Source organism: Rhizobium sp. 32-5/1 (genome assembly GCF_029537235.1).
Taxonomy (GTDB): Bacteria; Pseudomonadota; Alphaproteobacteria; order Rhizobiales; family Rhizobiaceae; genus Pararhizobium.
In genome coordinates this window covers 1,552,978-1,576,620 of the sequence record NZ_CP120638.1, presented here as the reverse complement: position 1 = coordinate 1,576,620, position 23,643 = coordinate 1,552,978, and the positions used below count along the sequence as shown (strand labels likewise).

Sequence of the window (23,643 nt, the reverse complement as noted above, 5' to 3'; positions counted from 1 at the left end):
CACCACGACATGCGCAAACTGCTTTTTGTAATCCCGCCCTATTTCAATGCTGCGGACTATCTGGATAAAGCGCGCGCCGCCGTATTGCCGGCGTTCACGATTCCCTACGGCATCCTCTCGATGGAGGCCTACCTGACGAAACACTGCGTGAATTTGGGTGAACTGCGTCTGGTCGATCTCAATGTCACTTTGAAACGACTGGTCGAAGAACGGTCGGTGGAGAACTATGAAGAGATCTTCAGCGCCGAGTTGCACGCGATCCTCGAAGAATTCCAGCCCGATATCGTCGGGGTCTCGGCCCTGTTCAACTCGTCTTTCGGTTACATCCAGAGCCTGGTGAAGACGGCCAAGGATTTCGATCCTGAGATCATCACCATCGCCGGCGGTGGTCTGCCGTCCGCAGCCTTCAAGCTCATGTTGGAAAAATGCCCGGACCTCGACGCGATCTGCAAGGGCGAGGGCGAACTGCCGCTCAAGGAACTCATTGACGCTGAGGACCCTGCCGCCGTCATCGCCAGCCACAAGTCCTGGATCAATCGTGTTGGCGCTGAAAAGGGCAAGATGCCGGCTCATACGTTCATCGCCAATCTCGACGATATCCCGCAGATGAACTATGCGATGGTCAACCTTGACAACTACAACAATCGCGGGATCGACAAGCGCTACACCGATCAGCCGAAGCGCGAAATGGCGATTCACACATCGCGCGGCTGTCCGTTCCTCTGCGTTTTCTGCTCGAACCCTTCGTTGCACGGTCGCGACGTTCGCTTCATGTCGATCGACCGCATCATTGAGGACGTGACGCGCATGCGTGACGAGTTCGGCATGACCGTGCTGATGGTCGAGGACGATCACTTCTTCCACGACAAGGAGCGGGCAAAGACGCTGCTGGCGGCGCTTGCCGATCTCGGCATCCGCTGCGAGTTCCCGAACGGCGTTGCTGTGTACGCAATCGACGAGGAAGTGGCCGAACTGTTTTCACGCGCCGGCGTTTCCGCAGTCGCGCTGGCGGTCGAATCCGGCTCCGATCATGTCCTCAACAACATCATCAAGAAACCGCTGAAAAAGAAGCTCATCCGCCCGGCAGTCGAGGCTCTGCGCAAGTTCAACGTCCGTAGCCACGTGTTTATCGTCACCGGTCTCCCCGGAGAGCAGGACGAGCATCGTCAGGAAACGCTGGAAATGCTCATCGATCACGGTTTCGACTGGGTGCACGTCTATCTCGCGATCCCGATCTTCGGCAGCCGGCTTTATGACATCTGCGTCGAGAACGGCTATATCGAGAACACCAGCAACGACGATTTCGTCGCGACCAAGTCGGTTATCCGCGCACCGGGCGTCGATCCCGTCAAGCTGGAGGCTTATGCCTACGAGACCCAGCTCCGCGTCAATTTCATCGAAAACCACAACATGAAGATCGGCCGCTATGACGTGGCGGTTCATTATATGAAAAACGTGGTTGCAAAGTATCCCGATCACGCATTCGGCCACCTCTATATGTCGAAATGCTATGAGGGCATGGGCGATCTCCAACTGGCTATGAGCCACGCCGTCTCGGCTCTCGAAATCTTCGAGCGCGATGCGTTCTGGAAGAATCTTGCCGAGCGATACGACGTCAACTATCGCGCCATGCTGACGCTTGCGCCCTTGGTGGCGAAACCCGAACCAATGGCTGTGTCAGCTTAACGTTCGACTGTTGGTCTTGAAAGCAAGCCGCCGCGCAGGAAACTGCCGGCGGTTTTTCCGTTTCCGGAAAGCAGGCAAACAAAAACCGCGCGGATGATGTTCCGCGCGGTTTCGGGATTTAGCCGTAATCAAACCCGCTTGAGGAAACCGTCGGCCGAGGCGGTGATCATGATCTTGTGCTCGATCGTCTTGTCGTATGCGAAATGCAGCGGCGCGCCGTCGGCGGCCGTGCGGCCTTCGCCTTCGAGACATTTCAGATATTCCCAGACTGCTGTCTTCGGATTGTCGCCCTTGCCCCAGGGACGGTCGGCGCACATGTCAGGCGGCAGATCCTCGACGCCGCTGTCCCAGACGACACAGTGCGCGCCCTTGCTCGTCAACGGAGCGTAGAGTTCCAGTTCCGCCAGCACATGTTCATGGGTGTGATTGGAATCGAGGAACACCATGATCCTGTCGTAGCCATCGGCGATCGCCTTGATCTGCGCGAAAATGTCAGGCGCGACGGACGATCCCTGGAAGGTGGTGATCTTGTGGGCCAGCGGATGGTTTTCGATGCCGGCGCGGTTGTGGGCGCGGATATCGATGTCGACGCCGACCACCCGGCGCTTTCCGGCTTTCGGATCCAGAACGCTGCCGGACGTCACCGCATCGCAATAGTCGAGCATGGCGAGCATCGATGCGCTCATGATCAGCGAACCGCCATGGGCGATACCGGTCTCGATGACCAGGTCGGGCTTATAGGACCAGATCAGTTCCTGGATCGCATAGGTATCCTGCGGCACCTGGATGATCGGGCGGCCAAGCCAGGTGAAGTTCTGCGCATAATTGTGGCGGATACATTCGCGAACCCAGACCTGCGAAAGGCCGATGAAGCCGATATCCTTGCCCGCGCCTTCGATATTGCTGCGGACGTATTCGGCGAATTTCTGTTCCTCAGACATGATGCTTTTCTCTCTTGGACTGTCCATCGGCGGACGTAGCTGTATGCGTGCAGTGGATGTCCCACCATTGCGTGCGTGGCGCGAGGCGATTGCCCTCGAAGTCGCGGACCGTCTGTGAATAGGTCTCGACGGCGGCGGCGTAGGGGTCCATTCCCCCGGAACGTCGTTTCCGAATGGTCCTGAAGAACCGGGCTGGAAATGATGATCGACGGACGGGTCGCTCATATTGCGGACTTTGGATTGGTCGAGCAGCTTGAAACCGTCATAGCCGCACGCCGACAGCGTCTCCATATACTGAAAACCGAAACGGCAATCCTCGACGCTGACAAATTGCGGCAGCTTCACGAGTCCCCGCAACTGGTCGAGAACGACATGGTCCACACCCTCGACGTCGATCTTGAGATAGAAGGGCACGCCGTGTTCGGCGAAAAGCTCGGGCAGCGTGACGCAGCGAACGGTGATGGCTTCGCAATTGCTGTCGTTGCGCCCGGCCCAGCCGATATCGATGCTGCTCCAGTGATCGTTTTCGAGATTGACGTAAAAGACCGTCTCCCCCGAGCTTTCCCATATGGCCGCGTGCACGATCGTCAGCCGGCCGTCTGCGATGGCGGTGGAAAAGCGGACGGCGGCTTTCGCGCAAAGTCCGGGATTGGCCTCCAGCCCGATCACGCGAAAACCGCGCTTCAGGTAATAGTCGGTATCGTCGCCATTGTTCATGCCGAGGTCGAAGACGAGATTGCTGTCATGGGCGAATTCGGTCATCGGTTCTCCACCCGCTCCTGCGGGATCGCATAGACCACGGCACCTGTGCCACACCAGCTGTGCAGGCGCATCCGGAAGCGGTAGTTTTCGAAATGCTCCATCATGAACAGCGGTGTTTTCCAGAGCCCGTCATCATTGTGATAGGTGGTGACAGCGACGATCGGCCTGTGCTGGTGTATGCTCTGCATGGCGCCTCTCAGCGCATCATATTCGCCACCCTCAAGATGCAGTTTAATGAAGCTCGGGGCCAGCTTCAGGGCATCGATAGTCGTCGTCTGGATGGTGTCCTGTCCGGTCTCGGCCAATTGCGAGGCATAACCGAGGCCGGAGTGGAAGCGGCGGGTGCGAGGCGCCGCGTCGAGCGCAGCACCGCTGATCGAGATGCGATCTGCGATGTTCGCCGGCAGGGTGTGTACCATTCGTTCAAGATGGCGGCGGCTGTCGGCATCGGGCTCGATCGCGAAAACCTGCGAAAAAGCCCCGTCCGTCTGCTTAATAAAGGCGTCGACGACGCTGCCGTGGTGGGCGCCGGCATCCAGGAACACCTCATCCTTGCGCAGGATGGAAACGATTTCCGGGATGAAGAAGCGCACGCAATTGGCAACCGGCGCCGGCTCGAAGGTCCATTCCTGTCGCAGACGCCGCCAGGCGATGAATTGCAGATGATGGGCGCGTGAGACGTCGTCGTCCCAGCTTTCGAGCACATCCTTGGTATGGGCAAGGCTGATCGCACCAAGCGGCCCGGCAAACCAGCCATTCGACAAGGGATGCCGGTCGCGAAAACTTTCGGCAAGATCGTAGAATGGAACAACATTCTGCCAGCCATCCGCGAGCAGGTCGGCCTCCAGCGGAGCATAGGCACTGGTGGCGATGCTGACGGCCAGCAGGCTGTCGGCCTTAACCGAAGCCGGGACGTCTTCCTGCTTTGACAGAACGATGCCCTGCCAGGCCGGGTCCGCACTGAGCGTGTCGGCTTGCCTGTCCACGACCATGGTGAAATCGAGGCCCACGAGACGAAGATGGTCGCGGGCCAGCCGCCCCATATTGCCAGCACCGTAAAGCACCAGTGGCTGGCGCGGCATTTCCGGTGCAAACAGGCATGCGCCTTCGTTAATGGCATCAAGCAGGGCTATAGCCTGCGTAGCATTCGGCAACATGGGCAAAGCGCGCGCGGCATGCTCTGCGCGAGCGCTTCGGGCGCCAAAAGCGCTCGCCGTGCTATGTTCCTGCGAACGTGCCATTTCAGTCCCGTCTACGGCTTGATACGCTCAAGCTCCATTCTTACCCGATTCGGACCGGTTCTCATGAAGCTTGTTTTGCCCGCACCTAACAGACCCGACCTTTCCCGGAGCTTGCCCCGGTTGCGGTCATGAGCCGCGTTCTCCTCACCGGCGCGACCGGTTTTGTTGGACGACAGATCCACAGGCACCTGCTGGCCCTCGGTCATCAGGTTGTCGCCGTGGTGCGGCCGGGCTCGCAGGAACGTCTGATCGGGCCGGCTGCGGGGCTGGTCGTATCTGCCGACGGGTTCAAGGAGGACGCGCAGTGGTGGGAGGAGGCCTGCGCAGGCATTGACGCCGTCATCCATGCGGCCTGGTATGTCGAGCCGGGAAAATATCTCGACAGCCCGCAAAACATGGCCTGCGTCACCGGGACGGTCGAGTTGGCAAAGGGAGCGACGGCTGCAGGTGTCCATCATTTCATAGGGGTCGGTACCTGCATGGAATATCGCCTGCCGTCCGAGCACCTCGACATCGGCGCTCCAACTGATCCGACGACGCTTTATGCTGCCTGTAAACTTTCCGTTTACCATATGTTGCGAGAGTGGTTTTCGAAACAGGGGGCACTTTCTCTTGGTGCAGAATCTTCTACCTTTTCGGAGAAGGCGAGCACCCCAAGAGACTTGTGCCCTACCTTCGCAGACGGCTTGAGACGGGCGATGTGGCCCAATTGTCCGCAGGAACGCAACTGCGCGATTTTCTCGATGTGACTATAGCCGGGGCGATGATCGCCAATGTGGTTGAAACTGGTCAGCCTGGGGCAATCAATATTTGTTCAGGTAGATCGACAACGATTCGCCAGCTCGCGGAGCGGATCGCCGACGACTATGGCAGACGGGATCTGCTGGAGTTTGGTGCGGCGCAGATCCATCCTTCCGATCCGGCGGCTGTCGTAGGTGTTTGCAACGCCATCCAAATCAGGATGGGCCGGAGACAAGTGAATGAAAGCCCAACTGAAGCCACGGATCAATCTTGATGACCGCACAGCGCTCGAGACGGTCATACCGATCGAGACACCGTTCATCGTCTTCATCGATCCGGCCAGCTCCTGCAATTTCAAATGTACCTTCTGCCCGACAGGTCATCGCGGCCTGATCGCCGAAACCGGCCGTTACCAGGGCGCAATGAAATACGAGGTGTTCACCAAGGCGATCGACGATCTGGCGGCGTTCAGCAAGCCAATCAAGGTCTTGCGCATGTACAAGGACGGCGAGCCCTTCCTCAACAAGCGCCTAGCCGACATGATCCGCTATGCCAAGAACAGCGGCTATGTCGACTATATCGACACCACCACCAACGGCACTTTCCTGACGCCGGAGCGCCTCGGCCCGGTCATTGAGGCAGGCCTCGACAAGATCAACATCTCCGTCGACGGGATGACAAAGGAAACCTATCAGGAATTCACCGGCTTCAATTTCGATTTCCAGAAGTTCGTCGAAGGCGTCAAATGGCTCGACGCGAACAAGGGCAACATGGAAGTCTCGATAAAGATCCCCGGTGAACTGATCACCGAGGATCAGCGCCAGGAGTTCTTCGACACCTTCGGCGATTATTGCGACCGCATCTTCATTGAGAATTTCGCGCCGTGCTGGCCGAATTTCGATGTCGAGGAGCGCTCAGGCATCAAGATCGGCGATGCCGGCATCTATCAGCAGACGCTCAAGCCCACCGATACCTGCCCCTATATTTTCTATGCGATGAGCGTCAATGCCGACGGTCTGGTCTCGTCCTGCTTCCTCGACTGGGGCCGCAAGCTTGTCATCGGCGACGTGCGGACCACGCCGCTTTCGGAAATCTGGAATTCGGACAAGATGAACGCGCTGCGCCTCCAGCATCTCGAAGGCCGGCGTTGCGAAAACAAGGTCTGCGGCAGCTGTGGCCAGCTGACCCACTGCCTGCCCGACAATATCGACGATCATCGTCCGATGCTGCTCGAGAAGTTCAAGAGCATGGTCAAGATCAACCCGAACGTACCGGCGCCCGGTGGTCTGGTCATGCCGCTCGCTGCTGAATGAAGGTTCTGCATATCACTGCGCATCTGGGCGGAGGGGTCGGAAAGGCTCACTCCGCCCTTTGCGCTTCTACGGACCCCGCCATCCGGAGGCATTATGTGCTTCTGGAGGCGCCACGTGACCGGCGCTTCGTCGACCAAGTGGAGGCCAGCGGTGCTCGCCTCACCTTCGTGCCCGATGCCGACAGCCTTGCAGCACTGGTCACCGAAAGCGACATCGTCCAGATCGAGTGGTGGAACCATCCGCGTCTCTACCAGGCGCTCTGCGGTACAGATTTTCCGGCCATGCGCAGCGTCTTCTGGTGCCACATCTCCGGCCTGTTTGCACCTTACATCCCGTCACCGCTTTACGAGGCGGCAGGCCGTTTCGTCTTCACCTCGCCGTGTTCGATGGAGTCGCTGCAGATTGCTGAGCTTCCGAGCGATGTGAGATCGAAGCTCCAAGCGATCGGTAGCGGTTTCGGCTTTGCCGGACAAACACCGGAGCATCCGGCCGCCAAGCGCAATCCGCGTCGGATTGCCTATCTCGGTACGCTCGATTTCGCCAAGATGAGTCCGGATTTCTTCGACGTCGTCGATGCTGTCGATGCCGATCCCTTCTCCGTATCGCTCTGGGGCGCCTATGATCCACAAGGTGCTGTCGTCGAGGCCGCCCGGCGCATGCGGCACCCGGAACGTATCCGCTTCGAAGGGCACGCCGCTGACCCATCCGTGGTGCTCGGCGAAACCGGAATTTTTCTCTATCTGCTGCAACCGGAACACTATGGCACGGCGGAAAATGCGTTGATCGAGGCCATGTCGCTCGGCTGTGTGCCGCTCGTCTTTGCCAATCCGGCGGAAAAGGCGATCGTCGATCATGGCAGGACCGGATTTGCGGAGGCGGATACATCGGCCGCAGTCCGCCGTCTGGAGTGGATGTTGGCGCAGCCGGAAGCATTGGAAGAGATCGGCAGCCAAGCAATGGCAGCGACCAAGGCTACGCGAACGCCCGCTCTTTCAGCGGCGCGCTTCCAGCACCTTTATGCCGATATACTGGGCGAGGAGAAACGGCTGCTTGATTTCAAGGGCTTGGTGGGTGAAACGCCGGCCCAATGGTTTCTCGGCACGCAGAGGCGCGAACAGGTTTCCGCGGAGGCGGCATCCGTCCTGTTGCGCGGTTTTGCTCTTGCGGGATCCGAGGCAAAGGGCAGCCTCGTCCATTTCCGCAGCTGCTTCCCGGACGATCCCTCACTCGCCTTCTAATCGATAGAAAACACCCGGAAGCGCAGGCGTTCCGGGTGTATCACTCATGCGGTCCGGTATTCAGATCAGGCGCTGGCTGTGACGCCGCCGCAGATCAGGCCAACGGGTGCCATCATCGATTTGACGACATTGTAGAATTCGGGAGCCGTGCGCGCGCCGCCGATGAAGCGATCGACCAGGACGGCAGTGTTGTGCAGGCCGCGACGGTTGTCGCGCGGACGTGCTTCGACGAATTCCGGCTTGAACAGCGGCGCCAGATGCCCGCCCTCGAAGGCCTGCAACCCGGCGAAATAGGCATTGCCCTTGGTGCGGAAAGCGTCGCGGGTGGTTTCCATCATGCAATCAATCACAAGCGCGCGGACGAAGGCTTCGCCGCCACCGGACCAGGGTGTTCCAAGTTCCCGCAGGACATGGAACTGGACGTCGGCGATGGCGCCGGTCACACCCATGCCGCCGTGAAAAGGGAAATTCCATTCTTGACCAACCCGTTCGGAGACATAGGCTGAGGTGGCTGCAGCCGACATCGGGCGCGAGCAGAAGGCCAGCGCCGCTGAAAACAGCAGAACCTTGGCTGCCCATTCATATTGCGGAACGGGTGTCGCCCAGTCGCTTGGTTCGGGAAGCTGCAACAGGGTATCGACCAACGAGCGGCGAATGGCGGCATGGTAGAGACCAAATGGCATCTTCGGCGTGTTCAGGCTGTTTTCCCAATAGAAAAAGCTCTTCAGCATCGATTCCTTGTCGAAGGTGTCGATCTGGTAGGCGGCTGGAATGGCGACCGAACTCACCTTGCCCGGCTCGGCGTGGCGGTCGATCTGGAAGACGTTCCACGCGAGCGCATCGATATCAGGCGATGTCTGTTCGAGGAAGCCGACCATCGTGACCAGTTCGGCTTCGATCATGTCGGCGGAATTGACGAGCGTGACCCAGTCGCCGGTGGTCGCGGAAACGGCGCGGCGCCAAAGGTGCTGGCGGGAAATGGCGGTCTCGGTCTCGATGATCTTCAGGCGGCTGTCCGTTACAGCGAGAGCGGTCATGGTTGCCGGGGGCAGGGAGCCGGCGACAACGACCTCAATATCGGCATCCCTGTCTAGCAGCAGCAGGCCGACAAGTTCGGCCGGATCGGTAGCGCCTGATTCGACGGGAATGCAGATCGAGAGTTTGGTCATGGGGCTTGCCTCTGGGCTGTCGCGCCGTCTTGTCGGCGATCTGCCGGTGCGCGAGGCTGTCGGGTGGTCACATCAGCAGGCAAATAACTTCTGCCCGGGAGGAGGGTGCGGTCCTGTCTCCCTTAGGAAGCCATTGCCTGCTGATGTGTGATCCCAGAGGTAGCGCTGCAAACTTGAGCGAAGCTTTGCATCCGCGCGATCGTTGAAAGCGTATGCTGCGTGACCGTCTTCGGTCGCTCCGTGGGCTAGACTACGCCTGCAATCATTTTCAGATCCTCGATTGCCCCCGGTGCTGCAGCAAGCACGGGTGCCCCTTTCGTCAAACCAGCACCCTCTGTCGGAAAAGGCAGGAACCAGCCGCCGGCTTCCTTCACCAGGCAGAAGCCCGCCATGCAGTCCCAGGCGTGCATGTAAGGCTCGTAATAGCCGACGAGGCGGCCAGCTGCGACATAGGCGAGCATCAGCGCGCCGGAGCCGTTGCGAATGAAATTTCCACCGGCATCGAGCAGGCTTTCAACCATCTTGCCGACGAATGCAGGCGTCACGTGGTTGTTGGCGCCGAGGCCGGTGACGGAATTGCGGATGGTGCGGGATGGATCGAGCGTCAGGACCTTGCCGTTGAGCGTCGCGCCATGGCCCTTGGCGCTGAGATAGTATTCGCCGTGGCAGGGAGCAGAAATAACACCGACAACCGGCTCGCCTTGAAAAAGCACCGCGATCGAAACGCACCAGTTCGGCATGCCGTTGACGAAAGGACTGGTGCCGTCGATCGGATCGACGATCCATATATAGCCCGAGCTCCCATCGACGAGCCCATATTCCTCGCCGAGAAACCCATCTTCAGGGAATTGCGCCGCCACCCGGTCACGGATCAGGGTTTCGACATTGCGGTCGGCGATCGACACGACATCCTGCGGATCGCGTTTCGTTTCGATCACGAGCGTTTCGCGCTTCTCAAAATAGTCGAGTGCGAGAGCGCCGGCCTCGCGCACGATATCCTGCGCCAGCGTGAAACGCGCGCCGATGTCAGGTGTCTGCGATGTCATGAAAATTGTCCTTCTTTCGAAATGGCTGTGTGTATCCGGCGACAAACCGGTCAGTCGTTGATGATCGCGATGCCGCGTCCTTTGAAACCAATATTGACCCCGGTTTTCGGGGCAAGTGCGCGCTCGACGGCCGGATCAACGACGAACAGCGTCCCGTTAGCGGTCTCTACCTCGTATTCGACGTGGTCGCCAAGATAGGCGGCATGGGTGATCCTGCCGGAAAAGGCGGCGTCTGCAGCCGGCTCCAGCGTGATCGAGTTCGGCCGGACGGCAAGTTTCGCCGGCCCCAGCTTTGCATTTCGGCTTGGCACGCGATGTTCATGGGTGCCGATACGGATGGTCGCATCTTCGCCTTCGACTGCAATAACCTCGCAGGCCACAACATTTGCCTCGCCCATGAAATCGGCGATGAAGGCGGATGCGGGCGCCTCATAAAGGTCACGTGGTGTGCCTTCCTGCGCGATATGCCCATCCTTCATGACAATGATGCGATCGGAAACGGCGAGCGCCTCATCCTGATCGTGGGTCACGTAAACGGCGGTAAAACCGAGACGCTGCTGCAATTCGCGTATTTCGGTGCGAACGCGGCGGCGCAGGCGGGCATCGAGGTTGGAGAGCGGTTCATCCAGCAGCAGGACCTGCGGCTCGAGTACCAGCGCCCGGGCAACGGCGACGCGCTGCTGCTGTCCGCCGGAAAGTTCGGCTGGAAGACGTTGGCCGAAGCCGCCGAGGCCGACAAGTTTCAGTCCTTCCTCGGCCCGCTCGCGGGCTTCCTTCTTCTTCATGCCGGAGGATTCCAGCCCATAGGCGACATTGTCGAGCGAGGTCATGTGCGGAAACAGTGCGTAGGACTGGAAGACCATCGAGACATCGCGCTCGTTGGCCGGCAGCATGGTCACGTCCTTGCCGCCGATCAGGATGCGACCGGAGGTCGGATGTTCGAGCCCGGCCAGCATGCGCAGCGTCGTCGTCTTGCCGCAACCGGACGGCCCGAGCAGCGTGACGAGTGTACCAGGCTCGATCGTAAGCGACAGGTCGTGGATAGCGGTAAACGTACCGAAAGTTTTTCGCAGGTTCTGGAAGACCACCGAACCGGATGTGTGGACGCTCATGCGGTTTTCTCCTGACGGGACGAAGAGGGCTGTAGAGGAAGGGCAGGGGTGGTCAGGCCGGAGACGCGATTTTCGCGTCGCAGACGTCGTTCGCCGACCAGCAGCTGGAAGCCGGCAATGACGACGATCATCACCACGATCAGCATCGAGGAATAGGCGATTGCCACACCATACTCGCCGTTTTCGACGAGCCCGACGATATAGGACGTCGCCATGTTGTATTCGGCGCTAACAAGGAAGATCACGGCGCTGATCGAGGTGATGGCGCGCACGAAGGAATAAACCAGCGCTGCGGTGATGGCCGGGCGCAAAAGCGGCAGGATCACTTTGCGGATGGTCCGGAAGCTCGTGGCGCGCAGCGTCAGCGACGCCTCGTCGAGGCTCTTGTCGAGCTGGCTCATTGCCGCGACCCCGCCACGCACGCCGACCGGCATGTTGCGGAAGACGAAGCAGGCGATCAGGATCAGGGCAGTACCGGTCATTTCGAGCGGCGGCAGGTTGAAGGCCATGATGTAGCTGATGCCGATGACCGTGCCGGGAATGGCAAAACTCATCATCAGGGCGAATTCGAACAGTTCGCGGCCAGCGAATTTCTGTCGGACGATCAGATAGGCGGTGAGCAACCCGACGATCGCCGTCAGCGGTGCGGAAATCAGCGCGATCTCCATCGTCGTCCAGAACGAGTTCCAGGCCACGCCGGTCCAGGCAACGGTGCCGTCGCGCATTTCGATCGAAAAGGCGCGGCTGTAATGTTCTGTTGTCAGCGAGTTGTCGAGACCCCAGCTCTTCACGAAACCGCCGACAAGGATCATGCCGTAGACGACGACGGTAAAGATCATCCAGGGAATGACGATGGCATGCACACCGATCGACAGCGGCTTTGGCAGCGCAATATGTGACCCGCTGTCGCCCTTGCCGGTGACGGTGGCGAAATTCTTGCCCGACAGCCAGTAGCGCTGCGCAAGAAACGCGGTGAGGGTGAAGCAGAGCAGGATGATGGCGAGCACGGCAGCGCGGGACGGATCGTTCTGCGAGCCGACGACGGCGAAAAAGATTTCGGTTGAGAGCACGCCATGGCTGCCGCCGAGCACCAGTGGATTGCCGAAATCAGCCATGCTTTCGATGAAGCCGATCAGGAAGGCATTGGCAAGGCCGGGCTTCATCAACGGCAGCGAAACCCGCCAGAAGGTCCGCCAACGGTCGGCGCGCAGCGTCTGCGAGGCTTCTTCCATCGACGGGCTGACGCCCTCGACGACGCCGATCAGCACGAGGAAGGAAATCGGCGTGAAGGAGAGGACCTGGGCGATCCAGATGCCGGTCAGGCCATAGAGCCAGCGACCCGGTTCGATGCCGAACAGGCTGGACAGACCTTCGGTGACGACGCCGGCGCGTCCGAAGAGCAGGGTCAGCGCCAGGCCGATGACGAATGGCGGGGTGATGATCGGCAGCACGGTCAAGAGCCGCAGGCCCTTCTTGAAGGGAAAGCGGGTGCGTGTGGCAACCAGCGCAAAGGCAAGCCCGAGCAGGGTCGATCCGCTTGCCGTCATCAGGGCAAGCCAGAGCGTGCGCCAGGCAACACCGCAGCGCTCGCCGCCGATGACGCAGCCAAGGCTCCAGATCGAACTGTCCTGGATGTTACGCGTGAAGCCATCGGGATTGAACGAGCCGTCGAAATCCTGAAAGGCGCCGACCAGCATGCTGAACACGGGATAGAAGACGAAGATAGCCACGAGAAAGACGAGAAGCGCGATGGCCGAAACGACGAAGGCATCGCCCTTCATGACGCCGCGTTCGGCAAGGCCGAATGAGAGGATCAGGACGAAGCAGAGGGCTGCCACCACGGCGCCTGCACCCATTGCAGGCTGCCCGTTTGCGAGCGTTCCGAACAGCGTTTCGCTGATCGTCCACGTCCAGCCGGAGAAACCGACGGCGAGGCCCTGCAGCGAAAGAAACCCGACTCCGAGCCCGCCGGCCCCGGCAAGGAGCGCGCCGCGGCGCATCGGATCAGCGACGAAACGCGCCGAAACGGCGAGGCCGACAAGCAGCAGTGCGAGGCTTAACCACCAGCGACCATGGCCAAGGATCTGCAGAAGTCCGGGCGCGACCGCAGCATCTGTCGGAAATCCGCTCAGCCAGGTGAAGCCGAGGAAACCACCTTCGATGCGATACCAGGGCATCAGAAAGAAAGCGGCGATAGCCAGCCCCAGCACGATATCCAGTCTGCGGTTGCGATTGTCCATGACGAGCCCCGCGCCTTTTCATGACGTGACAAAGAATTGAAAGGGAAGGTGGCCGGAGACCATGTCCACATCTTTGGAGGACATGTGACACAGTCTCCGGGCCGGGAAACCTGGGATGCGACGAAGGCTATGCTTGCCGCACCGCCGTCATGGCCTAGTTTGCGTTGGCGCTGATCTCGCGATCCCAACGCTCGAGCAGTTCCTTGCGCTTTGCGGGATCACCATAGGTCTTGAAGTCATAATCGATCAGCTTGATGTCCTCGAACCTCGGTGCTTCCTTGGGGATTTCGGCGCTTTTATTGGACGGCAGCTGGAAGGACTTGGCGTCTTTCATGCGCGTTTGCACCTCGGGCTTCAACGCCCAGTCATACCAGGCCTTGGCATTATCGAGGTTCTTCGCGCCCTTGATGATCGACATTGAACCGATCTCGTAGCCCGTGCCTTCGCAGGGGGCGACGGACACGACCGGGAAACCTTCGACGGTCTGGGCGACCGCATCGTGCATGAAGACGATGCCAAGCGCCGTTTCGCCACGCGCGGCGGCCTTCACGGGCGCCGATCCCGACTTTGTATATTGCGAGACGTTTGCATTGAGCTTCTTCAGGTAGTCGAAAGCCTGGTCTTCGCCCATGATCTGGACCAGCGAGGCGAGCGCCGTATAGGCGGTACCGGAGGAATTCGGATTGGCGATCTGGATTTCGCCCTTCAATTGCGGATCCAGCAGGTCGGCCCAGCACTTCGGCTCCTTGAAGCCCTTGGCCTTGAAGATGTCCGTGTTGTAGCCCCAGCCGAGTGCGCCGGCATAAACGCCGACCGTCTTGTAACCTGCGCTTTCAGCCTGCTTCTTCGCCCAATCCTGCAATTGATCCAGCATCGGCGACTTGTATTCGAGCGTCAGGTCTTCCGATGCGGCCTGCAGGTGCGGATCGCCGGTCCCTGCCCACCAGAGGTCTGTCTTCGGGTTGCGGGCTTCGGCCCTGATCTTGGCATAGGTCTCGCCCGATGACAGGCGTACCATATTGACCTTGATGTCGTTTTCCTTCTCGAAGTCTTCCTTCATCTGCTCGCAGATGACGACGTCGGCCGAGCAGATGAGATTGAGATCGCCTGCGGCTTGAGCCGCTGGTGCCGACATCGTTATTCCAGCGGCAACAGCTGTTGCGGCAATGAATGCTGAACGCATGGATATTCCTCCCGTTTGAATGCGGCGCCTCCACGCCGCCCGCCTTGCAAGCGTGTGCAAGGTTCTCATGAACAAAACACGACTGTCAATACGTCTTGTTTCAAATTCATATATTAGATAGTTCTCCATTCTTGGTCCCCTGAAGATGGTGCATTGCACAGGATTGCACTTTTGTGCAAACTTATGACGGCAATCAATGGAGTGATGCTATGGCTCAGGGCAAGATTTATGTGAGCGCGCTTGAAGTGGCCGAGCGGGCCGGCGTTTCGCGCTCCGCTGTCTCGCGAACCTTCACACCCGGCGCCAGCGTGTCTCCGGAAACGCGTAGCAAGGTGATCGCGGCGGCCGAAGCCCTGGGTTATCACGTTAACCAGCTGGCCCGCGGACTGATGCGCAACGAAAGCGGCATCGTCTGTCTGATCGTCTCCGACATGGCAACGCCGTACCGTTCCAGCCTGGTGAAGGCGCTGACCCAGCACCTGCAGAACGCTGGCAAGATCGCCATGCTGATCAATACCGACCGCTCCGATGGCAGCGTCGATCTTGCGCTGCGACAGGCTATCCGCTACCGGGCCGATGCGTCGATCATCCTCTCCGGTCTGCCCGACAAGTCGATTGCGGACCTATGTCTCAAGAGCGGCCAGCGCCTTGTGCTCATCAATCGAAACGACGATCAGGACGGAACGTTGAAGATCAACCTTGATGACCGGGAGGCGGCCGGTCGGGTGGTGACGGCTTTCGTGCGCGCCGGCTGCAGCCGCCTGGCATTCGCCAATTCGGACGCCAAGACTCCGAGCCTCATGGCGCGCGAGGAAGGCTTTGTCGATGCGGCCAGAGCCCATGGCCTGGATGTCATCGTCGAGCGCCATGGCGGAACCACTTATGAGAGTGGCAAGGTGCTGGCACAGAAGCTGATGACGCGAGACGTTCGGCCGGACGCCGTGTTCTGTGCAACGGATCTGCTGGCCTGCGGATTTCTCGATGCGGCGCGCCACCAGTTTTCGCTGTCGGTGCCGGAAGAGCTTTGTGTGGCGGGGTTCGACGATATCCAGCAGGCCTCCTGGTCGTCCTATAACCTGACGACATTCGCCCAGCCTGTCGAGGCAATCGCACAGGAGGCGGTCTCTTGGCTCGGTGACGAGATGGATGCGGATTTGAGGCGGTCACGGTCGTCGCGGCGGCTCCATGCCGATCTGGTGTGGCGCGGGTCCATCCGCGCGGGCTGATAAATCTCAGCCGGAGATCGTCCGCAAATTCATGCGCCCGATGCAGGGCGGGCAAGGCGACGCTATATCCGCCGAATTACGACTTCGGCGTCTGTTCTTCGCGCATGGCTTCTTCGTGATACCAATTGCTGTAATCGAGAACCATGACCGGCTTCGGCTTGAATTCGGCAATCGTGCCGGACTGTTCGAAGCGGCGGCGGCCGAACTTGCGGCCACCGATGGGGAACTCGAAGATTTGGGCGGACACGCCGGATGAACTGACTGCCATGTTGAAGTGCTTTCTGCTCTACGGACCCTCTTGGATCGATTTTTTTGACTATAACACATCTGGGCAGGAAATGCGCGCATCTGATTAAAAAAATCACTTAGCTTAAAAAATAGGCTATTTTTTAAGCACGGTCGATGCGGCGTGCTTTTTCAAACAAAATTTGTGCGTCTGCACGAAAAGACAAAATGTCGCGCGTTCTGTGTAAAAAATGCGCAGCGGGCACGATTTTTGGTTAAAGCCGGCACGAAAATCTCGAAAAATCGCTCCATTCGTCTCGAAAAACTCAATTATGCCAGTTGTTTCGCGTATTTTGCGTCGCCCGCTCTTATGTCCGGCGTCCAAGAACTGGGCAGCCTTGCCGCCGCCCCCAAAACGCTAAAATCGACGTTGGGAGATGAACTGGCACGCGCCATGCATGTAAGTCTGCAGCCGTTGGCGGCGGGGCACGGTTCAGGTTTTCCTGGTGCTGCGCATCATCAACCCATGAGAGGTTTGAAATGACGAAATACAAGCTCGAGTACATCTGGCTCGATGGTTACACACCGGTACCGAATCTCCGCGGTAAGACACAGATCAAGGAATTTGATGCTTTCCCAACGCTTGAGCAGCTTCCGCTGTGGGGCTTCGACGGTTCGTCGACGATGCAGGCCGAAGGCCGCTCGTCCGACTGCGTGCTGAAGCCGGTTGCGATTTATCCGGATCCGGCCCGCACCAATGGTGCCCTGGTCATGTGCGAAGTCATGATGCCGGATGGCGTCACGCCGCATTCGACCAACAAGCGTGCAACCATTCTCGATGACGAAGGCACGTGGTTCGGTTTCGAGCAGGAATATTTCTTCTACCAGGACGGCCGCCCGCTCGGCTTCCCGGAAGCTGGCTATCCGGCTCCGCAGGGTCCTTATTATACTGGCGTCGGCTTCAAGAACGTCGGCGACGTTGCCCGCGAGATCGTCGAAGAGCATCTCGACCTGTGCCTCGCTGCCGGCATCAACCACGAAGGCATCAATGCCGAAGTGGCCAAGGGCCAGTGGGAATTCCAGGTTTTCGGCAAGGGCTCTAAGAAGGCTGCCGACGAAATCTGGATGGCTCGCTACCTGCTTGAGCGTCTGACGGAAAAATACGGCATCGACATCGAGTATCATTGCAAGCCGCTCGGCGACACGGACTGGAACGGCTCGGGGATGCACTGCAACTTCTCGACCAAGTACATGCGCGAAGTCGGCGGCAAGGAATATTTCGAAGCCCTGATGGCTGCTTTCGAAAAGAACCTGATGGATCATATCGCCGTCTACGGTCCTGATAACGACAAGCGCCTGACCGGCAAGCACGAAACGGCTCCGTGGAACAAGTTCTCCTACGGCGTTGCCGACCGTGGCGCCTCGATCCGCGTTCCGCATTCCTTCGTCAACAATGGCTACAAGGGCTATCTGGAAGATCGCCGTCCGAACAGCCAGGGCGACCCCTACCAAATCGCTTCGCAGGTTCTGAAGACGATCGCGGAAGTTCCGCTTGCCGACAGCGCTTCAGCAGCAGCCTGATTTCTTTTCGTGGCGCCGGTTCCGATCGGCGCCACGATTCCGTTCAGCGCCATGCTGAATGGACCATGCCGCGTTGCCTCCTTGCGCGCGGGCACAACGGCGCGAGGCCGCAATCCGCATTGGCTACGCGTACCGCGCAAACAAGCAGCAAAAATGGCTTGGCCTTTCACCTAGCCGAAGAAACAAACGCCTCGCGGATGCCGTTTGGCACCGCCTCAAGCGACACCCGCCCTCAGCAGGTCATGAATGTGAAGGATGCCGGTCGGTGCGCCGCGTTCATCGACGAGAAACAGAACGGTCACTTTCTGTGCCTGCATGAATTCCATAGCAGCACTGGCGAGGATCGAACTCTTCACCACGCGCGGGTTGCGCGACATGATGGTGTCCACAGTTTCCGACAAAAGGGTCTGCGACATATGGCGGCGCAAGTCGCCATCGGTGATGACGCCGGTCAAAAGCCCTTTTTCATCGACAATGCCCAGAACGCCGAAGCCCTTTGTCGACATGTGGATCACCGCGTCGCTCATTGCCGTTCCGATCGGCAGAAGCGGTACGGCCTCGCCGGAATGGGCAAGCTCGCTGACAAGAAGCAATTGGGACCCAAGCTTGCCGCCGGGATGGAACGTCTTGAAATCTTCGGCCGAGAAGCCGCGGCGCTCCAGCAGGGCGATGGCCAGCGCATCGCCGACAGCCAGTTGCAGCATGGCTGATGTCGTGGGTGCAAGTCCATGCGGACAGGCCTCAACCACCTTTGGCAGCGTGATCGCCACCGCTGAATTTCGGGCAAGCAGGCTTTCAGAATTCGAAGTAACCGAAATGACCGGAACGTTGAAGCGTTTGGCATAGGTGAGCATATTGCCCAGTTCAGCCGTTTCGCCCGACCAGGACAGAAGAATGAGCAGGTCGTCCGATGTGATCATGCCCAGATCGCCATGGCTGGCTTCGGTTGGATGCACGAAATAGGAGGATGTGCCGGTCGAGGCCATGGTGGCGGCGATCTTGCGGCCGACATGACCGCTCTTGCCGACGCCAGACACCACGACTCGACCACCGCTGTTGGCGATCAGTTCGACGGCCTTGACAAAACTGCTGCTGAGATTTTGGTCTGATGCGAAACGCGCCGCCAAGGCGCTGATGCCCTCGACTGCCTTCGCCATTGTCCGGGTGATCGAGCCGACCACTGCGGCTTCCGTCTCCGTACCCGTTTCCATCTGCCTGAGACCCATATTCACACTACTCCGGATCGCTGAACGCCAGCAAACACAGGCTGCCGAACAAGGATCGATTCACATCGGCGATAACACTCGCCTGACCAATGCCGCAACATAGGCTCAATGATCAAGAATTGCACCACGGATGTCGAGCGCATTGAAAGCGGGAAAGGGGCCGCAGTTGTCAATGGAAAACAACTCGGTACCCGCGCAGCCGGGTTCAGCCCGCAAGTTTTTCCACGGCTTCGCCTTCCGCTGACATCGGCAGGCGTTCATTGCGCACGAAATCCTCGAGTGTCATCGTGTCGAGAATTTCGGCGATCGCATCCCTGACCGTCGTCATCGAGCGGCGAACTTCGCAGGTCTCCGGATCGTTGCAGTCGTCGCACATTTCGTAAGCGGTCCGACTGGCGCAGCGGATTGGCGCGAGCGGGCCATCCAGCGTGCGCACCACATGACCGATCCGGATATCGGCGGCTGGGCGGGAGAGGGAATAACCGCCGCCCGGTCCTTTTTTCGACCGCAGGATGCCGGCATTTCGCAGTTCAAGCAGGATGGTGTCGAGAAATTTTTCGGGATGTTGTTGCGACTGGCAACCTCGTTGATGAAGGCAGTCTCACCCGGTGCAAGCGCCGCCAGGTCAACCAAAGCCTTCAGCCCGTATTTTCCCTTTTTCGTCAGCATGACAGTCCGCTTTTCCCACAGATGCAGCCGGAATCTTGGAGTCCCATCGATTCTTCCAGCTCAAGGCTGCACATTACATTCGCAATCATGGCAAATATACAGATTTTGTGAAAATTTGCCAAAACCTGGGCCAAAAGCGCCCGCCTGATCGGTGGATCCCGATGTGGACGGGATCAACACCGTGTAATGCCCTTGAAATCTCAAGCCACGGCGAGCGTGGGGCGCGAGATGCGTCGTGTTGCTTGCCTTGCAAAAAGCTGCCGGATCGCGGCTCTTGCTTCGTCGACGGAGCGGAATCTCTGGGCATCGAGAGCCCAGACATCGTATTTGACCGCGAGAAACTTCAGGCCGTGTTCGTCCGGGACGACGACACCGACGGCTTCACCACCATATTCAATAACCTGTTTGTTCATGACGCATGCTCCTGCCGCGCTAGGCGCGGATCATTCAAATCGTGGAAAGGAAAAAGCTTAGGAGGGGATCACATTCGGCCAATGGCGCGAATGGACGTGGCTTTCACCGGTGCACGACAAAGAGCATTCCAGCCGTGGAAAGCGGTGATGCGAATGATTGCGGTCATGGCACTCTCCCTGACTGGTCCGCGCGCGGCTATTGCGGCGGGTGCTTCATTAAACAGAGCATTTGCTCTGCACTGATACGTAGAATAATCTACTATTTTTGTCAATTAAAAACACAAAAATAGGAATTATTTTTGCGCATGGCAGCTAAGTGCTAGCGCAGGGCATGCCATGCCACACATTCATGACGCCTGGATGACCTTCCGATGAAAAAGGCAGCCCCGAGGCTGCCTTGATCGATTTCGATGATGATACGCCGTAAATCAGACCTTGCTGATCTCGCCCGGAGCCGGAGCACGGCTCGCTTCGCGTTCCGACCACCAGCGGCTGAGGAACAGAAGGATCGGGCCACCGATGTAGATCGACGAGGTGGTCGCAACGATCACGCCGAAAATCATCGGCCAGGCGAAGCTCTTCACGGCATCCCCACCCCAGATCGCCATCGGTACCAGCGAGAAGGCCGTGGCCATCGATGTGAAGATACAACGGGCAAGAACCTGGTTGATCGACATGTCGATGAGGTCGGAGAAGGGCATCGACTTGTACTTGCGCAGGTTTTCACGCATGCGGTCGTAAACCACGACCTTGTCGTTCACCGAATAGCCGATCATCGTCAACACGGCGGCGATGGCCGTCAGGTTGAAGTCGATGCCGGTGAGCGCGAAAAAGCCGATCGTCTTAGTGATGTCGAGCAACAGCACCGCGATGGCGCCCACGGCGAAGTGCCATTCGAACCGCCACCAGATGTAGAACAGGATGGCGAGCATGGCGAGTGCAACGGCCAGGAAGCCGGAGCGTGCCAGTTCCGCGCTGATCGTCGGGCCGACAACTTCCGTGCGCTCGAAGCTCACATCCGGAATGACCTCTGTAACGCTTTCCTTGATCTTGTTCAGCGCAACCGTCTGTTCCTGCTCTCCGCCCGGCTGACGCTGGACGCGGATGAGGACAGACCTGTTCTGGCCGAACTCCTGAAGGGCGACTTCGCCGATGTTCAGGTCTTCGAGTTCAGTGCGCAACCGGCCGATATCGAGTTCGACCTTTGACGTTGCTTCTACCTGAATACCGCCGACGAAATCGATGCCGTAGTTCAGGCCCGGCGTGAAGAACAGAATGATGGAGCTGATCGACAGGAAGGCCGACATGCCGATGGCAATGAACCTGCCGCGCATGAAGGAGAAGGAGGGAAGGTGACGCACCTGGCCGAACAGCCACGGAATATCCAGCTTCTTCATTTTGCGACGGACGACGAACTGCTGCATCATCAGGCGCACGACGGTGATCGAGGTGAACATCGAAATGACGATGCCGATCATCATGGTGATCGCGAAACCGCGAACAGGGCCTGTGCCGAACATGAACAGGAGGATCGTGCCTGATAGCGTGGTGACGTTACTGTCGATGATCGTCGCATAGGCCTTGTTGAAGCCGATATCGAGCGCTTTCATCGCGCCTGCACCAGCCGCTGTTTCTTCGCGAATACGCGCGTTGATCAGGATGTTCGCATCCACTGCCATGCCGATGCCGAGAATGATACCGGCGATACCGGGCAGGGTCAGCGTCGAGCCGAGCATGCCGAGAACGCCGATGGTCAGGATGGTGTGCAGCAGAAGGCCGATATTGGCGATCATGCCCCAGGCGCCATAAAGCAGAACCATCAGCGAGACGACAAGGACGAAGCCTGCAAGACCGGTATAGATACCCATACGGATCGAGTCCGAACCGAGGTTCGGGCCGACGGACCGTTCTTCGATGATCGTCAGCGGTGCGGGCAGGGCGCCGGAGCGCAGAAGTGCGGAGAGGACGGTTGCTTCCTGGGCAGTGAAATTGCCGGAAATCTGGCCCTGGCCACCGACGATCGGTTCGCGAATGACTGGAGCGGTCAGGACCTTGCCGTCGAGAACGATGGCGAAGGGACGACCGACATTGTCACGGGTGATTTCGGCAAACTGCCGTGCACCCTGCGTGTCGAAGGTGAAGGAGACGATCGGTTCGTTGGTCTGCTGGTTGAAGCCGGCCTTGGCATCGGCGAGCCGGTCACCGGCGATCGCAACGCGGGTTTCGACAGCATACTTGGCACCATCATTGGCGCCGGGCAGGATGTCGACGCCGCGCGGGGCAACACCGTTCGGATCGACGCTCTGGTCGAGCATGTGGAAGCTCATCTGCGCGGTCGAGCCCAGGAGCTGGCGCAGGCGGGTCGGGTCCTGCAGGCCGGGCAGCTGGACGAGAATGCGGTCGGAGCCAACGCGCTGGATCAATGGTTCGGCAACGCCGACCTGGTCGACGCGGCGGCGGATGATCTCAAGGCTCTGGTCGACGGCTGCCGTCATGCGCTCGGTCAGACCGGCTTCCGTAAGCTTTACGGTGATGGTGCCGTCAACGGTGGTGACTTCGATATCCGAAGTGGCTGTACCGAAACCGAGCGTGCCGGTCGGGACCGCCAGTTCCTGGATTTTCGGTAGAACCTTGATGCGATTGGCTTCATCAGGGATGGTGACAACCACGGCATCGCCGTTGATGCGTGCCGAAGACGCCGGGATGCGTTCTGCCCGGAGCGCTCCACGCGTGTCGTCCAGCAACGTGTTCAGCCGTGCCTGGCGCAGGCCGGCAGCATCGACTTCCAGAACGAGATGCGAGCCGCCCTTGAGGTCGAGGCCCAGCGTCACCGGACCGACCGGCAGATAGGACGCAAACTGCTGTTGCTGCGCCGGCGTCAGAATATTGGGTAGAGCGGCGAGTATCCCGAACAGGGTAATCGCCACATAGGCCAGGACGGCCCATTTCGAAGTGCGCATGATAAGGTTCCATTTTTACCCTTGCCCGCAGAATGGCCGGCACAAGGGAGATTCAATCGTCAGATGACTGTGAGGCGCGATGGCGCGCCCGGCTGCATGTCAGGCCCGGAAGAATGGGGGCGCGCGGACACGGAAATGATAGCCGGTCGCATCCGCATGGGCGGATGGCGAACATGAGGGCTGGCTTGGCAGACCTTCTGAAGCCAGAGAGAAGAAGGCTGTGCCGGGCAGGAGAAACGGCCCTGCGCCGCCGGGCATGGACTTGCCATCGGGACGGTCGGCGGTGAACCGGAGGTCGGCCACGGGAGTTGCCCGCAGCGCTGATCGCGACAGGGCCTGATCGGAGGAGCCGCTTTCCGGCGCAGAGAAATTCCCGGCCTTTTCGATGGCGGACGCCCGCGCGGAGAAACCTTGTGCCGAGAGGACGAACTGCATGGCAAGGGCAGCAAACAGGATCCACAGCACGGCAAAATACCGTCCTGCCTGTCCCTGCTTTACACTGTTGCCGTTCATGTCCATCAGGACATTGCCCTTCCTGCCGGTCTGATCGTCACACTCAGGAAACGTTTCGCGACGATTTTCCACCGATCCGGTTCACAATCGGGGCCTAAAAATCATCAAGAGACGGCAAAGTCAAACTTTACCACCGGCGACCGGGCCTGAACAGCGGC

General features: G+C 59.2%; 20 protein-coding genes and 2 pseudogenes. 8 read left to right on the top strand and 14 right to left on the bottom strand.

From position 1 onward, the window contains the following. Positions 1-9 precede the first annotated feature (9 nt). Positions 10-1,686 carry a radical SAM protein gene (locus P6U16_RS08085; RefSeq protein WP_277703304.1) on the top strand — a complete coding sequence of 559 codons (1,677 nt, stop codon included), beginning with the start codon at positions 10-12 and terminating at the stop codon, positions 1,684-1,686. A 128-nt stretch (positions 1,687-1,814) separates the two neighbouring features. Here P6U16_RS08085 and P6U16_RS08080 read toward each other — a convergent pair whose 3' ends face one another. The 3 genes and pseudogenes from P6U16_RS08080 to P6U16_RS08070 all read right to left on the bottom strand — a co-directional run bounded on the left by P6U16_RS08080 (position 1,815) and on the right by P6U16_RS08070 (position 4,546). Beyond that, the gene (locus tag P6U16_RS08080; RefSeq protein ID WP_277703789.1) at positions 1,815-2,627 is read right to left on the bottom strand and encodes a cephalosporin hydroxylase family protein; all 813 of its coding nucleotides are present in this window, start codon (positions 2,625-2,627) and stop codon (positions 1,815-1,817) included. Positions 2,628-2,951: 324 nt separating this feature from the next. After that, positions 2,952-3,344, bottom strand: a pseudogene (locus P6U16_RS08075) (FkbM family methyltransferase); the annotation flags it as partial. 41 nt (positions 3,345-3,385) lie between these two features. Then, entirely contained in the window at positions 3,386-4,546 is a 1,161-nt protein-coding gene (locus P6U16_RS08070) for an FkbM family methyltransferase (protein WP_277703303.1), read from the bottom strand. Between the two features lie 212 nt (positions 4,547-4,758). Here P6U16_RS08070 and P6U16_RS08065 point away from each other — a divergent pair, with 212 nt between their 5' ends. From P6U16_RS08065 to P6U16_RS08050, 4 genes are all read left to right on the top strand, one after another. Further along, positions 4,759-5,379: an NAD-dependent epimerase/dehydratase family protein gene (locus tag P6U16_RS08065; RefSeq protein WP_277703302.1), complete on the top strand. Its 621-nt coding sequence runs from the start codon at positions 4,759-4,761 to the stop codon at positions 5,377-5,379. Next, on the top strand, positions 5,295-5,645 hold the full coding sequence (locus P6U16_RS08060; protein ID WP_277703301.1) for a hypothetical protein: 351 nt from the start codon (positions 5,295-5,297) through the stop codon (positions 5,643-5,645). The genes P6U16_RS08065 and P6U16_RS08060 overlap by 85 nt, the downstream gene beginning before the upstream one ends. Beyond that, positions 5,611-6,684 carry a radical SAM protein gene (locus P6U16_RS08055; protein ID WP_277703300.1) on the top strand — a complete coding sequence of 358 codons (1,074 nt, stop codon included), beginning with the start codon at positions 5,611-5,613 and terminating at the stop codon, positions 6,682-6,684. The genes P6U16_RS08060 and P6U16_RS08055 overlap by 35 nt, the downstream gene beginning before the upstream one ends. A gap of 95 nt (positions 6,685-6,779) precedes the next feature. Further along, positions 6,780-7,922 carry a hypothetical protein gene (locus P6U16_RS08050; protein WP_277703299.1) on the top strand — a complete coding sequence of 381 codons (1,143 nt, stop codon included), beginning with the start codon at positions 6,780-6,782 and terminating at the stop codon, positions 7,920-7,922. Between the two features lie 65 nt (positions 7,923-7,987). Here the strand turns inward: P6U16_RS08050 and P6U16_RS08045 are convergent, their stop codons facing one another. From P6U16_RS08045 to P6U16_RS08025, 5 genes are all read right to left on the bottom strand, one after another. Further along, a complete protein-coding gene (locus P6U16_RS08045) occupies positions 7,988-9,091 on the bottom strand; it encodes a hypothetical protein (protein ID WP_277703298.1) in 1,104 nt (367 codons plus the stop codon). Positions 9,092-9,336: 245 nt separating this feature from the next. Continuing rightward, complete coding sequence (locus P6U16_RS08040; protein WP_277703297.1) at positions 9,337-10,137, bottom strand: inositol monophosphatase family protein; 801 nt, start codon at positions 10,135-10,137, stop codon at positions 9,337-9,339. 50 nt (positions 10,138-10,187) lie between these two features. Then, positions 10,188-11,249, bottom strand: a complete 1,062-nt coding sequence (locus P6U16_RS08035; RefSeq protein ID WP_277703296.1) for an ABC transporter ATP-binding protein — start codon at positions 11,247-11,249, stop codon at positions 10,188-10,190. After that, on the bottom strand, positions 11,246-13,489 hold the full coding sequence (locus P6U16_RS08030; protein ID WP_277703295.1) for an iron ABC transporter permease: 2,244 nt from the start codon (positions 13,487-13,489) through the stop codon (positions 11,246-11,248). The genes P6U16_RS08035 and P6U16_RS08030 overlap by 4 nt, the downstream gene beginning before the upstream one ends. A 154-nt stretch (positions 13,490-13,643) precedes the next feature. Next, a complete protein-coding gene (locus P6U16_RS08025) occupies positions 13,644-14,672 on the bottom strand; it encodes an ABC transporter substrate-binding protein (protein ID WP_277703294.1) in 1,029 nt (342 codons plus the stop codon). A 209-nt stretch (positions 14,673-14,881) separates the two neighbouring features. Between P6U16_RS08025 and P6U16_RS08020 the strand changes: the two genes are divergently transcribed. Then, entirely contained in the window at positions 14,882-15,898 is a 1,017-nt protein-coding gene (locus P6U16_RS08020; protein WP_277703293.1) for a LacI family DNA-binding transcriptional regulator, read from the top strand. A gap of 76 nt (positions 15,899-15,974) precedes the next feature. On the opposite strand, the gene P6U16_RS08015 is transcribed toward P6U16_RS08020, so the two are convergent. Continuing rightward, positions 15,975-16,166 carry a DUF2735 domain-containing protein gene (locus P6U16_RS08015; protein ID WP_277703292.1) on the bottom strand — a complete coding sequence of 64 codons (192 nt, stop codon included), beginning with the start codon at positions 16,164-16,166 and terminating at the stop codon, positions 15,975-15,977. Positions 16,167-16,307: 141 nt separating this feature from the next. On the opposite strand from P6U16_RS08015, the gene P6U16_RS08010 reads away from it, so the two are divergent. After that, entirely contained in the window at positions 16,308-16,667 is a 360-nt protein-coding gene (locus P6U16_RS08010; RefSeq protein WP_277703291.1) for a hypothetical protein, read from the top strand. Beyond that, on the top strand, positions 16,664-17,704 hold the full coding sequence (locus P6U16_RS08005; protein ID WP_277703290.1) for a glutamine synthetase beta-grasp domain-containing protein: 1,041 nt from the start codon (positions 16,664-16,666) through the stop codon (positions 17,702-17,704). Before P6U16_RS08010 ends, P6U16_RS08005 begins: the two co-directional genes overlap by 4 nt. A gap of 215 nt (positions 17,705-17,919) precedes the next feature. Here the strand turns inward: P6U16_RS08005 and P6U16_RS08000 are convergent, their stop codons facing one another. From P6U16_RS08000 to P6U16_RS07980, 5 genes and pseudogenes are all read right to left on the bottom strand, one after another. Next, positions 17,920-18,930 carry a KpsF/GutQ family sugar-phosphate isomerase gene (locus P6U16_RS08000; RefSeq protein WP_277703289.1) on the bottom strand — a complete coding sequence of 337 codons (1,011 nt, stop codon included), beginning with the start codon at positions 18,928-18,930 and terminating at the stop codon, positions 17,920-17,922. Positions 18,931-19,135: 205 nt separating this feature from the next. Beyond that, positions 19,136-19,599: pseudogene (locus tag P6U16_RS07995) on the bottom strand (Rrf2 family transcriptional regulator). Positions 19,600-19,799: 200 nt separating this feature from the next. Further along, on the bottom strand, positions 19,800-20,012 hold the full coding sequence (locus P6U16_RS07990; protein ID WP_277703288.1) for a hypothetical protein: 213 nt from the start codon (positions 20,010-20,012) through the stop codon (positions 19,800-19,802). 428 nt (positions 20,013-20,440) lie between these two features. Further along, positions 20,441-22,972, bottom strand: coding sequence for a protein translocase subunit SecD (secD, locus tag P6U16_RS07985; RefSeq protein ID WP_277703287.1), 2,532 nt, complete (start codon positions 22,970-22,972; stop codon positions 20,441-20,443). 99 nt (positions 22,973-23,071) lie between these two features. Then, positions 23,072-23,557, bottom strand: a complete 486-nt coding sequence (locus P6U16_RS07980) for a hypothetical protein (RefSeq protein WP_277703286.1) — start codon at positions 23,555-23,557, stop codon at positions 23,072-23,074. Positions 23,558-23,643: the final 86 nt, after the last annotated feature.

Coding starts and splice junctions, on each gene's coding strand:
- P6U16_RS08085 (WP_277703304.1), top strand. CDS start 10: ATGCGCAAACTGCTTTTTGTAATCCCGCCCTATTTCAATGCTGCGGAC.
- P6U16_RS08080 (WP_277703789.1), bottom strand. CDS start 2,627: ATGTCTGAGGAACAGAAATTCGCCGAATACGTCCGCAGCAATATCGAA.
- P6U16_RS08070 (WP_277703303.1), bottom strand. CDS start 4,546: ATGTTGCCGAATGCTACGCAGGCTATAGCCCTGCTTGATGCCATTAAC.
- P6U16_RS08065 (WP_277703302.1), top strand. CDS start 4,759: ATGAGCCGCGTTCTCCTCACCGGCGCGACCGGTTTTGTTGGACGACAG.
- P6U16_RS08055 (WP_277703300.1), top strand. CDS start 5,611: ATGAAAGCCCAACTGAAGCCACGGATCAATCTTGATGACCGCACAGCG.
- P6U16_RS08045 (WP_277703298.1), bottom strand. CDS start 9,091: ATGACCAAACTCTCGATCTGCATTCCCGTCGAATCAGGCGCTACCGAT.
- P6U16_RS08040 (WP_277703297.1), bottom strand. CDS start 10,137: ATGACATCGCAGACACCTGACATCGGCGCGCGTTTCACGCTGGCGCAG.
- P6U16_RS08035 (WP_277703296.1), bottom strand. CDS start 11,249: ATGAGCGTCCACACATCCGGTTCGGTGGTCTTCCAGAACCTGCGAAAA.
- P6U16_RS08030 (WP_277703295.1), bottom strand. CDS start 13,489: ATGGACAATCGCAACCGCAGACTGGATATCGTGCTGGGGCTGGCTATC.
- P6U16_RS08025 (WP_277703294.1), bottom strand. CDS start 14,672: ATGCGTTCAGCATTCATTGCCGCAACAGCTGTTGCCGCTGGAATAACG.
- P6U16_RS08020 (WP_277703293.1), top strand. CDS start 14,882: ATGGCTCAGGGCAAGATTTATGTGAGCGCGCTTGAAGTGGCCGAGCGG.
- P6U16_RS08015 (WP_277703292.1), bottom strand. CDS start 16,166: ATGGCAGTCAGTTCATCCGGCGTGTCCGCCCAAATCTTCGAGTTCCCC.
- P6U16_RS08005 (WP_277703290.1), top strand. CDS start 16,664: ATGACGAAATACAAGCTCGAGTACATCTGGCTCGATGGTTACACACCG.
- P6U16_RS08000 (WP_277703289.1), bottom strand. CDS start 18,930: ATGGGTCTCAGGCAGATGGAAACGGGTACGGAGACGGAAGCCGCAGTG.
- P6U16_RS07990 (WP_277703288.1), bottom strand. CDS start 20,012: ATGAACAAACAGGTTATTGAATATGGTGGTGAAGCCGTCGGTGTCGTC.
- secD (WP_277703287.1), bottom strand. CDS start 22,972: ATGCGCACTTCGAAATGGGCCGTCCTGGCCTATGTGGCGATTACCCTG.